This window comes from Serratia sp. FS14, from assembly GCF_000695995.1.
GTDB lineage: Bacteria > Pseudomonadota > Gammaproteobacteria > Enterobacterales > Enterobacteriaceae > Serratia > Serratia nematodiphila.
This window is the reverse complement of sequence record NZ_CP005927.1, coordinates 3909413-3921574: the sequence shown is the minus strand read 5'-3', so window position 1 is coordinate 3921574 and position 12162 is coordinate 3909413. Positions and strand designations below refer to the sequence as shown.

General features: G+C 57.2%; 10 protein-coding genes, 1 pseudogene and 1 other annotated feature. Of the genes and pseudogenes, 10 read left to right on the top strand and 1 reads right to left on the bottom strand.

Annotated features, from left to right (window positions below; genetic code table 11):
* Positions 1 to 13: 13 nt before the first annotated feature.
* Together L085_RS17815 and L085_RS17810 are read left to right on the top strand one after the other, a co-directional pair.
* The gene (locus L085_RS17815) at positions 14 to 1297 is read left to right on the top strand and encodes a serine transporter (protein WP_015377691.1); all 1284 of its coding nucleotides are present in this window, start codon (positions 14 to 16) and stop codon (positions 1295 to 1297) included.
* A 149-nt stretch (positions 1298 to 1446) separates the two neighbouring features.
* Positions 1447 to 2580 (top strand): ABC transporter substrate-binding protein, encoded by a 1134-nt coding sequence (locus L085_RS17810; RefSeq protein WP_044031360.1) that lies wholly within the window; start codon positions 1447 to 1449, stop codon positions 2578 to 2580.
* Positions 2581 to 2617: 37 nt separating this feature from the next.
* On the opposite strand, the gene L085_RS17805 is transcribed toward L085_RS17810, so the two are convergent.
* Positions 2618 to 3304, bottom strand: coding sequence for a MarC family NAAT transporter (locus L085_RS17805; RefSeq protein WP_004931428.1), 687 nt, complete (start codon positions 3302 to 3304; stop codon positions 2618 to 2620).
* A gap of 442 nt (positions 3305 to 3746) precedes the next feature.
* Between L085_RS17805 and L085_RS17800 the strand changes: the two are divergent.
* The 8 genes and pseudogenes from L085_RS17800 (at position 3747) to ihfA (ending at position 11878) form a co-directional block, all read left to right on the top strand.
* A pseudogene (locus L085_RS17800) lies at positions 3747 to 4371 on the top strand (hypothetical protein).
* Between the two features lie 218 nt (positions 4372 to 4589).
* Positions 4590 to 6518, top strand: coding sequence for a threonine--tRNA ligase (thrS, locus tag L085_RS17795; protein ID WP_015377696.1), 1929 nt, complete (start codon positions 4590 to 4592; stop codon positions 6516 to 6518).
* A 3-nt stretch (positions 6519 to 6521) separates the two neighbouring features.
* The gene (gene infC / locus L085_RS24820; RefSeq protein ID WP_048233542.1) at positions 6522 to 7073 is read left to right on the top strand and encodes a translation initiation factor IF-3; all 552 of its coding nucleotides are present in this window, start codon (positions 6522 to 6524) and stop codon (positions 7071 to 7073) included.
* Positions 7074 to 7171: 98 nt separating this feature from the next.
* A complete protein-coding gene (rpmI, locus tag L085_RS17785; RefSeq protein WP_004931418.1) occupies positions 7172 to 7369 on the top strand; it encodes a 50S ribosomal protein L35 in 198 nt (65 codons plus the stop codon).
* Positions 7370 to 7412: 43 nt separating this feature from the next.
* Positions 7413 to 7769, top strand: a complete 357-nt coding sequence (gene rplT, locus L085_RS17780) for a 50S ribosomal protein L20 (RefSeq protein WP_004931417.1) — start codon at positions 7413 to 7415, stop codon at positions 7767 to 7769.
* A gap of 113 nt (positions 7770 to 7882) precedes the next feature.
* Positions 7883 to 8004, top strand: a sequence feature (Phe leader region).
* Positions 8005 to 8191: 187 nt separating this feature from the next.
* Complete coding sequence (gene pheS / locus L085_RS17775; protein ID WP_004931416.1) at positions 8192 to 9175, top strand: phenylalanine--tRNA ligase subunit alpha; 984 nt, start codon at positions 8192 to 8194, stop codon at positions 9173 to 9175.
* A gap of 14 nt (positions 9176 to 9189) precedes the next feature.
* The gene (gene pheT, locus L085_RS17770; RefSeq protein WP_044031359.1) at positions 9190 to 11577 is read left to right on the top strand and encodes a phenylalanine--tRNA ligase subunit beta; all 2388 of its coding nucleotides are present in this window, start codon (positions 9190 to 9192) and stop codon (positions 11575 to 11577) included.
* Between the two features lie 4 nt (positions 11578 to 11581).
* Complete coding sequence (ihfA, locus tag L085_RS17765) at positions 11582 to 11878, top strand: integration host factor subunit alpha (protein ID WP_004931414.1); 297 nt, start codon at positions 11582 to 11584, stop codon at positions 11876 to 11878.
* Positions 11879 to 12162: the final 284 nt, after the last annotated feature.

Genomic DNA, 12162 nt, shown 5'->3' with positions numbered 1-12162 from the left:
GGTAGACTGTCTCATGAGTACGATTTCTCCCGATTCAGGCACGCTGACGGCCGCTCAGCCTGCCAAATGGAACAAAACCGACACCGTCTGGATGTTCGGTCTCTATGCGACTGCGGTGGGCGCCGGTACGTTGTTCTTGCCGATCAACGCCGGCCTGAACGGCCCGCTGGTGTTGCTGTTGATGGCGCTGTTCGCTTTCCCGCTGACTTATTTGCCGCACCGCGCGCTCAGCCGCTTCGTGCTTTCCGGCTCCAGCCGCGACGGCAACATTCACGATGTGGTGGTGGAACACTTCGGCGTGCTGGCCGGCAAAATCATCATGATGCTGTATCTGATGGCGTTCTTCCCGATCGTGCTGGTGTACAGCATTTCGATCACCAACGCGCTGGACAGCTTCCTGATCCATCAGTTCCACGTGGCCCCGCTGCCGCGCATCTGGCTGAGCCTGGCGGTGGTGGTGGTACTCAATCTGGTGCTGCTGCGCGGCAAAGACAGCATCGTGGCGGCGATGGGCATGCTGGTGTTCCCACTGCTGGTGTTCCTGATGGGCATTTCGCTCTATCTGATGCCGAGCTGGAATACCGCCAACTTCGTGCACGGCCTGGCCGCCACCCGCTTCGACACGCCGGGGTTGTGGCATTCGCTGTGGCTGGCGGTGCCGGTGATGGTGTTCTCCTTCAGCCATGCGCCGATCATCTCTTCCTTCGCCTCGACCCAGAAGAGCCTGTACGGCGACAAGGCGGAACGCCGCTGCGCGCGCATCATGCGCTATAGCTATGTGCTGATCTGCGTTACCGTGCTGTTCTTCGTGTTCAGCTGCGTGCTGAGCCTGTCTCATGAAGACATGCTGCAGGCGAAAGAGCAGAACATCACGGTGCTGACTACGCTGGCCAACAAGTTCTCCAACCCGCTGATCGCCTACCTTGGCCCGGTGATGGCGATGCTGGCGATGGCCAAATCCTATCTCGGCACTTCGCTGGGGGTGACGGAAGGGGCGACCAGCCTGATCGACGGCGTCACGCGCGCGGTCGGCAAGCCGCTCAGTTCGCGCATGACGCACCGCATCTCGGCGGCGTCGCTGTTCCTGCTCACCTGGGCGGCGACGGTGTGGAACCCCAGCGCGCTGCACATCATCGAAACCATCAGCGGCCCGCTGATTGCCGCCATCCTGTTCATTCTGCCGATGTACGCCGTGCGTGCGGTGCCGGCCATGCGCCAGTACCGCGCGGCGAGCAACGTATTCGTGCTGGTGATGGGCCTGATTGCGCTGTCGGCGTTGATCTACGGCCTGATGTGATCCCCTGGGCGCGCCGTTTCGGCGCGCCTCTTATCCTTCCTTTACACATCCCTTTGCAATTAATCGCCGACATGCCGGGCGTTATCTTTGATAATGCAAGCCATTCTCATTAGTATTTTCTGAATGTATTCATGACTAAGGAGTTTTTCGTGCACCGTCGAATCATTTTGCCGGCGCTGGTTTGCGCCGCCTTGCTCGCCTCTCCGGCGATGGCCACTACCTATCCGTTGACCCTGACCGACACCTCCGGCCAGACGGTTACCCTCCAGCAGGAGCCGAAACGCATCGTTGTGCAGGACGGGCGCGACATTCTTACGCTGGCGCTGCTCGATCGCGCTAACCCGTTCGGCCGGCTGGTGGCCTGGAATAACCTGCTGAAGAAAAGCGATGCGGCGACCTGGGATATCTTGCAGAGCAAATGGCCGGGGGCGAAAAACATCATCGATATGGGATTCAGCGATAAGGGTGAAGTGAACCTGGAGAGCGTGATCGCCAAGCGGCCCGATCTGATGATCGCCCAGCTGCGCTCCAAGCCTTCGCTGAGCCAAACCGGCGTGCTGGATAAGCTGAAGGCGCTGAACGTGCCGGTGCTGTTCATCGATACCATGCTCAAGCCGGTGGAAAACACGCCGAAAAGCGTGACGCTGCTGGGGGAAACCCTCAACCGCGAAAGCGAAGCCAAGCAATATACCGATTATTATCAGCAGCATTATCAGGCCATTCTGGCCAAAACGCAGGAGGTGGAACCCAAACCGCTGGTGTTTTTCGAAGCCAAGGCTGGCCTGAATGGGCTGGAGTCCTGCTGCTTCACCCATGCGCACGTCGGCTGGGGCGCGCTGGTCGAGGCGGTCGGCGCGCGCAACATCGGCTCTGCGCTGTTGCCGGGGGCGACCGGCGACGTGGCGCTGGAAAAAGTGATCGCCATGAAACCGGACGCCTACATCGTTTCCGGCTCACAGTGGGCCAGCAAGACCAACGCCGCGGTGCCGTTCGGCTATGGCGTGACGCAGCAACAGGTGGATGAGGCTTTCAACCGCATGAAACAGCGCCCGGGCTTCGCGCAGGTGTCGGCGGTGAAAGAGTGGCGGTTCTACGGCATCTACCATAATTTCTACAACCATCCGTACAACATCGTGGGGCTGGAGTATCTGGCGAAGTTTATCTACCCGGCGCAGTTCCCGGATCTGGATCCGGCCAAGACCTACAGCGAGATCCTCAGCCGCTTTACCGAAGTGCCGGAAGGCAAGGGCATTTTGGGCGCGCAGGCGCCGATGGGGAAATAACGGCAACGGGCGCGACAATCGCGCCCGTTTTGTGTGATCAGGCGGCCGGCGTATAGGTGGAGATGATCTCCAGCACGCCGTTGATAATGAACTGTACCCCCATGCACACCAGCAGGAAGCCCATCAGGCGCGAGATCGCCTCGATGCCGCTTTTCCCCACCAGGCGCATGATGGCGCCGGAGCTGAGCAGGCAGCCCCACAGGATCACCGCGACCGTCAGGAAGATGGCGACCGGCGCCACGGCCAGCACCCAGGGTTCAAAACCCAGCGTGTTCGCTTTGACGCTCGACGCCGAGCTGATGATCATCGCGATGGTGCCCGGCCCGGCGGTGCTCGGCATGGCCAACGGCACGAAGGCGATGTTGGCCGATGTCTTGTGGCGCAGCTCGTGCGACTTGCTCTCCACCTCCGGCGCCTCATCGGCGCTTTGTTGCGGGAACAGCATGCGGAAACCGATGAAGGCGACGATCAGGCCGCCGGCGATGCGCAGGCCGGGGATCGAAATACCGAAAGTGTTCATCACCACCTGCCCGGCGTAAAACGCCACCGTCATGATGCAGAACACATAAACCGAGGCCATCAGCGACTGCTGATTGCGCTCTTCGCGCGTCATATTGCCGGACAAGCCGAGCAGCAACGCCACCGTGGTCAGCGGGTTGGCCAGCGGCAACAGCAGCACCAAACCCAGTCCGATGGCCTGGAATAACTGCAAAATACCCGTCATAAAGTAGACTCCCTGTGCAACGTTCAGGCCGCCAGGCGGCGGCCTACGAGCTAAACAGCCTAGCCTGCCGCGTGCCTGGCGGCAATGGGGATAGCTCGTAACGTTAATTAACCGTCGGCCGGCGTTTCATCATTGCCGTTGCACTCGCCGGCGAGCTCAGGTTCATCCTCACATCCCAACGGGGCGTCGTTGACCGCAATCGCCCGCGGCGCCGAACGCGCACCAAAATGCATCAGCCTCTATAACGTCGTTAATACCGCGTACCCATGATGAGCGCAGGCTGAAAAACGAGCGGCGCTCAGAAAAAATGCACAATTTTTGTGTTTTATGGCCTTTTTCGCCGCAATTGGCCGGTAAAGGCCGACGTTCAGCACCAATTGCTACACCCCGCAGGCTCAGCTGCCTACCATAGGCGCGCTTTAAAACGATAATGAGATTGATTATGCAAGACGAGTTGAAACTTTTACTGGGGAAAATCAGCGCATTCGCGCTTTCCGCCGCCTTCATGGCGGCATTGGTCGGCCTGGTGTTTATCGATGTGCACTGGTTGCATAACTTCGTGCATGAAACCTCGCTGACCGAAGCGGCGCAGGAACTGTTGCTGCTCGCCATCGCCGGCGGTTTTTTTCGCCGCGGCCTGGCGGCAGGCGGAACGCCGCTCCGCCTGGATGCTGGTCGGCGGCTTCTTTCTCTGCATGCTGATCCGCGAGATGGACTTCGCTTTCGATGCGTTGTGGCACGGCGCCTGGGTGTGGTTCGCGCTGGCGGTCGCCTTGGTCTGTCTGTACCATGCCGCCAGGCACATTGCGGCGACGGTGCGCGGCCTGGCCGATTTCGTGACGCATCCCGGCTACGGCATGATGTGCGCCGGTCTGCTGTGCATTCTGGTGTTTTCACGCCTGTTCGGCATGAGCGCGCTGTGGCAAACGCTGATGCTGGACGGCTATAACCGGGTAGTGAAAAACATGGTGGAAGAGGGCTGCGAACTGTTGGGCTACGGCCTGTGCCTGCTGGCCACCCTCAGCTACATGAAGACCGTTTTTGCGTCGAATGAAGCGAAAGTGTGAGGGCGACGGCGCTTTATTTATCCGGAACAATTTTAGTGATACTATTCGCTTAGCCGAATGCGGCTGAGAAGGTATGCGTTCCATTCTGTATACCCAGTGAGGTTTCAATCTGGCAATTGTGGGCGAGATCTGAAACCTGGCTGACCAAACCCAAAATCCAATTTTCGTACTGCATGTGATCTGTCGTGTGGGTCACCACTGTAGATAAGGAATTATTAATGCCTGTTATTACTCTTCCTGACGGTAGTCAGCGTCATTTCGACCACCCCGTTTCCCCGATGGATGTCGCGCGCGATATCGGCCCTGGCCTGGCGAAAGCCTGTATCGCCGGTCGCGTCAATGGCGAACTGGTTGATGCCAGCGATCTGATCGAATCGGATGCGCAGCTGGCCATCATCACCATCAAAGACGAAGACGGTCTGGAAATCATGCGCCACTCCTGCGCGCACCTGCTGGGTCATGCGATCAAGCAGCTGTGGCCGGATACCAAAATGGCGATCGGTCCTGTTATCGACAACGGTTTCTATTATGACGTGGATATCGACCGCACCCTGACGCAGGAAGACCTGGATCTGCTGGAAAAGCGGATGCACGAGTTGGCCGATAAGGATTACGACGTCATCAAGAAGAAGGTCAGCTGGCAAGAAGCCCGCGACACCTTCGCTGAGCGGGGCGAAATCTATAAAGTGGCGATCCTGGATGAGAACATCAGCCATGACGATCGTCCTGGCCTGTATCACCACGAAGAATACATCGACATGTGCCGCGGCCCGCACGTGCCGAACATGCGTTTCTGCCACCATTTCAAGCTGCAGAAAACCTCCGGCGCTTACTGGCGCGGTGACAGCAAAAACAAAATGCTGCAGCGTATCTACGGCACCGCCTGGGCAGACAAGAAGCAGCTGAACGCCTACCTGCAACGCCTGGAAGAGGCGGCCAAGCGCGATCACCGCAAGATCGGCAAACAGCTCGATCTGTATCACATGCAGGAAGAAGCGCCGGGCATGGTGTTCTGGCACAACGACGGTTGGACTATCTTCCGCGAGCTGGAAGCCTTCGTGCGCATGAAGCTCAAAGAGTACCAGTACCAGGAAGTGAAAGGTCCGTTTATGATGGACCGCGTGCTGTGGGAAAAAACCGGCCACTGGGAAAACTACAAAGACGCCATGTTCACCACCGCGTCGGAAAACCGCGAATACTGCATCAAGCCGATGAACTGCCCGGGTCACGTGCAGATCTTCAACCAGGGCCTGAAGTCGTACCGCGATTTGCCGCTGCGCATGGGCGAATTCGGCAGCTGCCACCGCAACGAGCCGTCGGGTTCCCTGCACGGCCTGATGCGCGTGCGCGGCTTCACGCAGGATGACGCCCACATCTTCTGTACCGAAGAGCAGGTGCGCGCCGAAGTGAACGAATGCATTCGCATGGTCTATGACGTGTACGGTACCTTCGGCTTCGACAAGATCGCCGTCAAGCTGTCCACTCGTCCGGAAAAACGCATCGGTACCGACGACATGTGGACCCGTGCGGAAGAAGACCTGGCCGCCGCGCTGACCGAGAACGGCATTCCGTTCGAGTACCAGCCGGGCGAGGGCGCCTTCTACGGACCGAAAATTGAATTTACCCTGCATGATTGTTTGGATCGCGCATGGCAATGTGGTACCGTGCAGCTCGATTTCTTCTTGCCGGGCCGTTTGGGCGCCTCGTACGTTGGCGAAAACAACGATCGCGTCGTGCCGGTAATGATTCACCGCGCCATTTTGGGCTCCATGGAACGCTTCATCGGTATCCTTACCGAAGAATACGCCGGGTTCTACCCGACCTGGATCGCTCCGGTGCAGGTGGTGGTGATGAATATCACCGACAGCCAGTCTGATTACGTCCAGCAATTGACCAAAAAACTGCAGGATGCAGGTATTCGCGTGAAAGCGGACTTGAGAAATGAGAAGATTGGCTTTAAAATTCGCGAACATACTTTACGTCGAGTCCCTTACATGTTGGTGTGCGGCGACAAAGAGGTCGAAGCCGGCAAAGTTGCCGTTCGTACCCGCCGTGGCAAAGACCTGGGAAGCCTGGACGTAAACGAAGTCGTAGACAAGCTGCTGAAAGAGATTCGCAGCCGTAGTCTTCATCAACTGGAGGAATAAAGTATTAAAGGCGGAAAACGAGTTCAACCGGCGCGTCCTAATCGCATTAACAGAGAAATTCGCGCGCAAGAAGTTCGCCTAACCGGCGTCGATGGCGAGCAGATTGGTATTGTCAGTCTGAATGAAGCTCTTGAAAAAGCTGAGGAAGCGGGCGTTGATTTAGTAGAAATCAGCCCAAATGCCGAACCGCCAGTTTGCCGAATCATGGATTACGGCAAATTCCTCTACGAGAAGAGCAAGTCGACGAAAGAACAGAAGAAGAAGCAAAAAGTTATTCAGGTCAAGGAAATCAAATTCCGTCCTGGCACCGATGATGGCGACTATCAGGTCAAACTACGCAACCTGATTCGCTTTCTGGAAGATGGCGATAAAGCCAAAATCACCCTGCGTTTCCGTGGGCGTGAGATGGCGCACCAGCAGATCGGTATGGAAGTGCTTAACCGCGTCCGTAAAGACCTGTGTGAAGATATGGATCTGGCAGTGGTCGAATCCTTCCCTACGAAGATCGAAGGCCGCCAGATGATTATGGTGCTCGCTCCTAAGAAGAAACAGTAAGGCTTACAAGTAATGGAACCCGCGCGGCGCTTGCGCTGTGTGGGTTTTATTCGCCCAACTGATTCGTTGTTTAACAATGCGAAGTGGATTTAATTAAAATGCCAAAGATTAAAACTGTACGTGGTGCAGCCAAGCGCTTCAAAAAAACCGGCAGCGGTGGTTTTAAGCGTAAACATGCCAACCTGCGTCATATTCTGACCAAAAAAGCAACCAAGCGTAAACGTCACCTGCGTCCGAAAGGCATGGTGTCTAAAAACGATCTGGTCCTGGTTACCGCGTGCCTGCCGTACGCATAAGCCATTTTTTTTGAATTTAGAATAAGACTTTAGGAGAGAGCATATGGCTCGCGTAAAACGTGGTGTAATTGCACGCGCACGTCACAAGAAAATCATGAAGCAGGCGAAAGGTTACTACGGTGCCCGTTCGCGCGTATATCGTGTTGCCTTCCAGGCAGTAATCAAAGCAGGTCAGTATGCTTATCGTGACCGTCGTCAACGTAAGCGTCAGTTCCGTCAGCTGTGGATTGCACGTATCAACGCAGCTGCTCGTCAGAACGGTCTGTCTTACAGCAAGTTCATCAACGGCCTGAAAAAAGCCTCGATTGAAATTGACCGTAAGATCCTGGCTGACATCGCAGTCTTCGACAAAGTGGCCTTCGGCGCACTGGTTGAGAAAGCGAAAGCAGCTCTGGCGTAAGTCAGTAGAAGAGGGAGCTTGCTCCCTCTTTTAATCTTTGTTTTCAGCGACAAATATTGACTTTCATTGGCCGCCGCTATATCACTGGTGGACAATCATCGACAAGGTACCGCAATCATGCACGCAGCTCTTTTTCGTTTCTTTTTTACTTTAGCGCCTGATTTCAGGAGGCTTTGCGCGTAAGAAAAGAAACGAAAAGTAGCGCCTAAGCCTCCCTCGTGGAGGCTTTTTTGTTTTTGGCCATCGTCTCGCCTTGCCAGGCGTTGCGGTGAGGGCGGCAGACGCAACGCGGGCCATGCGCCGCGCAGGCGAGCCGGCCGGCCGGCAACGTATTGAAAAGTCTTTGAATAATGGTCAAAGGCGTGTTCGAATAATAGATAACAATTACTTAGGGCCATCCCGGCCAGAGGAAGAGGAAAGCAATGCCACATCTCGCAGAGCTGGTTGCCAATGCCAAGGCAGCCGTAGAAGATGCCCAGGATGTTGCCGCGTTAGATTTGGTGCGCGTCGAATATTTTGGCAAGAAAGGTCATTTCACCTTGCAGATGCAGTCTCTGCGCGACGTACCGGCGGAAGACCGTCCGGCGGCCGGCGCGGTGATCAACCAGGCCAAGCAAGAAGTACAGGACGCCCTGAACGCGCGTAAGAACGCGCTGGAAAGCGCCGCGCTGAACGCGCGCCTGGCGGCTGAAACCATCGATGTTTCCCTGCCGGGCCGTCGCATGGAGAACGGCGGCCTGCATCCGGTGACCCGCACCATCGACCGTATCGAAACCTTCTTCGGCGAGTTGGGCTTTTCCGTTGCCACCGGCCCGGAGATTGAAGACGATTACCATAACTTCGACGCGCTGAACATTCCAGGGCACCACCCGGCGCGCGCCGATCACGATACCTTCTGGTTCGACGCCACACGCCTGCTGCGCACCCAGACTTCCGGCGTGCAGATCCGCACCATGAAGAACCAACAGCCGCCGATCCGTATCATTGCGCCGGGCCGCGTTTACCGTAACGACTACGATCAGACTCACACCCCGATGTTCCACCAGATGGAAGGGCTGATCGTCGATAAAGACATCAGCTTCACCAACCTGAAGGGCACGCTGCACGATTTCCTGAACAACTTCTTTGAAGAAGACCTGCAGGTTCGTTTCCGTCCGTCCTACTTCCCATTCACCGAGCCGTCCGCTGAAGTGGACGTGATGGGCAAGAACGGCAAGTGGCTGGAAGTGCTGGGCTGCGGCATGGTGCATCCGAACGTGCTGCGCAACGTCGGCATCGATCCGGAAGTTTACTCCGGCTTCGCCTTCGGCATGGGCATGGAGCGCCTGACGATGCTGCGTTACGGCGTCACCGACCTGCGCGCATTCTTCGAAAACGATCTGCGTTTCCTCAAACAGTTTAAGTAAGGCGGGAATATCACATGAAATTCAGTGAACTCTGGTTGCGCGAGTGGGTAAACCCGGCCATCAGCAGCGAAGCATTATCCGATCAAATCACCATGGCCGGCTTGGAAGTGGACGGCGTGGATCCGGTTGCCGGCGCGTTTAACGGCGTTGTGGTGGGTGAAGTGGTCGAGTGCGGTCAGCACCCGAACGCCGACAAACTGCGCGTCACTAAAGTTAACGTGGGCGGCGATCGCTTGCTCGACATCGTTTGCGGCGCGCCGAACTGCCGTACCGGCCTGAAAGTGGCGGTCGCCACCGTGGGCGCGGTGCTGCCGGGCGATTTCAAAATCAAAGCCGCCAAGCTGCGCGGCGAGCCTTCGGAAGGCATGCTGTGCTCGTTCTCCGAGCTGGGCATTTCCGACGATCATGACGGCATCATCGAGCTGCCGCTGGATGCGCCGATCGGCACCGACATCCGTGACTATCTGAAACTGAACGACAACACCATCGAGATCAGCGTTACCCCGAACCGCGCCGACTGCCTGGGTATCATCGGCGTCGCGCGCGACGTGGGCGTACTCAACCAGGTGGCGCTGACCGAGCCAGACATGAGCCCGGTGGCCGCTGCGATTGACGCCACGCTGCCGATCCGCGTTGACGCGCCGCAGGCGTGCCCGCGCTATCTGGGCCGTGTGGTGAAAGGCATCGACGTCAAGGCGCCAAGCCCGCTGTGGATGCGTGAAAAGCTGCGTCGCTGCGGCATCCGCTCCATCGATGCGGTGGTTGACGTCACCAACTATGTGCTGCTGGAGCTTGGCCAGCCGATGCACGCTTTCGATCTGAGCCGCATCGACGGCGGCATCGTGGTGCGCATGGCGGAAGAAGGCGAAACGCTGAGGCTGCTGGACGGCAGTGAAGCCAAACTGAACGCCGACACCTTAGTGATCGCCGATCATCAAAAAGCGTTGGCGATGGGCGGCATCTTCGGTGGCGAGCATTCTGGCGTCAACGGGGAAACTCAGGACGTGCTGCTGGAATGCGCCTTCTTCAGCCCGCTGTCGATCACCGGCCGCGCGCGTCGTCACGGCCTGCACACCGACGCTTCTCACCGCTATGAGCGCGGTGTCGATCCGGCGCTGCAGTACAAAGCGATGGAACGCGCTACGCGCCTGCTGCTCGATATTTGCGGCGGTCAGGCCGGCCCGATTATCGACGTGACCCACGAGAACGAACTGCCGAAGCGCGCCACCATCACGCTGCGCCGCGAGAAACTGGATCGCCTGATCGGCCACGTGGTGCCGAGCGATCAGGTCAGCGACATTCTACGCCGCCTGGGTTGCCAGGTGACCGAGCAGGGCGACAGCTGGCAAGCGGTCGCGCCAAGCTGGCGTTTCGATATGGAGATCGAAGAGGATCTGGTGGAAGAAGTGGCGCGCGTTTACGGCTACGACAACATCCCGGATGTGCCGGTGCGCGCCGATCTGGTGATGACCCAGCATCGCGAAGCCGATCTGACGCTGAAGCGCGTGAAGACCATGCTGGTCGATCACGGTTATCAGGAAGCGATCACCTACAGCTTCGTCGATCCGAAGGTGCAGGCGCTGCTGCACCCGAATGAAGAAGCGCTGATCCTGCCAAGCCCGATTTCGGTAGAAATGTCGGCGATGCGCCTGTCGCTGTGGACCGGCCTGCTGTCTGCGGTGGTGTACAACCAGAACCGCCAGCAGACGCGTCTGCGTCTGTTCGAAAGCGGCCTGCGCTTTGTGCCTGATAGTGCGGCAGATCTGGGTATCCGTCAGGATGTCATGCTGGCGGGCGTGATCGCCGGCCATACGCACGATGAACATTGGGATCTGGCGCGCAAGCCCGTCGACTTCTATGATTTAAAAGGGGATCTGGAGTCCGTCCTCGAGCTGACCGGTAAATTATCCGAAATTCAGTTCCGGGCGGAAGCCAATCCGGCCCTGCATCCAGGGCAAAGTGCGGCGATTTATTTGCACGGCGAACGCGTAGGTTTCATCGGTGTGGTTCACCCGGAACTTGAACGTAAACTGGATCTTAACGGCCGCACCGTGGTGTTTGAACTGGAGTGGAACAAGCTTGCGAGCCGCGCCGTGCCTCAGGCGCGGGAGATTTCGCGCTTCCCGGCAAACCGCCGTGATATCGCCATTGTGGTGGCTGAAAACGTCCCCGCAGAAGATATTTTGGCCGAGTGTAAGAAAGTTGGCGCAAATCAGGTAGTTGGCGTAAACTTGTTTGACGTGTACCGTGGCAAGGGCGTGGCAGAAGGTGACAAGAGCCTGGCTATCAGTCTGGTATTGCAGGATACCGCTCGTACACTGGAAGAAGAGGAGATAGCCGCTACCGTTGCAAAATGCGTAGAGGCTCTAAAACAGCGATTCCAAGCATCCTTGAGGGATTGAACCTATGGCGCTTACTAAAGCTGAAATGTCAGAACACCTGTTTGAGAAGCTTGGGCTTAGCAAACGGGACGCCAAAGACCTGGTGGAACTGTTCTTTGAAGAGGTCCGTCGGGCTCTTGAAAATGGCGAACAGGTAAAACTGTCGGGTTTTGGCAACTTTGATCTGCGTGACAAGAACCAACGTCCGGGGCGTAACCCGAAGACCGGCGAAGACATTCCGATTACGGCGCGCCGTGTGGTGACCTTCCGTCCGGGGCAGAAGCTGAAAAGCCGGGTAGAAAACGCCAGCCCGAAAGGGTGAGTGACGTGACATCAAAAAAGGCCGCTTGCGCGGCCTTTTTCTTTTCTGAGACAAAATTCAGTTTATTCCTAATAGGCAATGCATGAATTAAAATTATTCATTAAATCACCTCGGTGAAAATTTATTTAATCTCAATTACGGAGTATTCTTATATCTTATTTTGTGTGGTGAGCAGCCATATTTGTTGTTTCAATAACGGCCGTAATAATGGCCAGGGCCGTCGCCGCGGTGGCCACCGCCCCCGTGCGGGCCCCAGCAGCAGGCGCTCAGGGTTGAGGCCAGGG

Bases quoted from the DNA above. Each gene is read 5' to 3' on its own strand.
- L085_RS17815 (WP_015377691.1), top strand. From the start codon at position 14: ATGAGTACGATTTCTCCCGATTCAGGCACGCTGACGGCCGCTCAGCCT.
- L085_RS17805 (WP_004931428.1), bottom strand. From the start codon at position 3,304: ATGACGGGTATTTTGCAGTTATTCCAGGCCATCGGACTGGGTTTGGTG.
- thrS (WP_015377696.1), top strand. From the start codon at position 4,590: ATGCCTGTTATTACTCTTCCTGACGGTAGTCAGCGTCATTTCGACCAC.
- rpmI (WP_004931418.1), top strand. From the start codon at position 7,172: ATGCCAAAGATTAAAACTGTACGTGGTGCAGCCAAGCGCTTCAAAAAA.
- rplT (WP_004931417.1), top strand. From the start codon at position 7,413: ATGGCTCGCGTAAAACGTGGTGTAATTGCACGCGCACGTCACAAGAAA.
- pheS (WP_004931416.1), top strand. From the start codon at position 8,192: ATGCCACATCTCGCAGAGCTGGTTGCCAATGCCAAGGCAGCCGTAGAA.
- pheT (WP_044031359.1), top strand. From the start codon at position 9,190: ATGAAATTCAGTGAACTCTGGTTGCGCGAGTGGGTAAACCCGGCCATC.
- ihfA (WP_004931414.1), top strand. From the start codon at position 11,582: ATGGCGCTTACTAAAGCTGAAATGTCAGAACACCTGTTTGAGAAGCTT.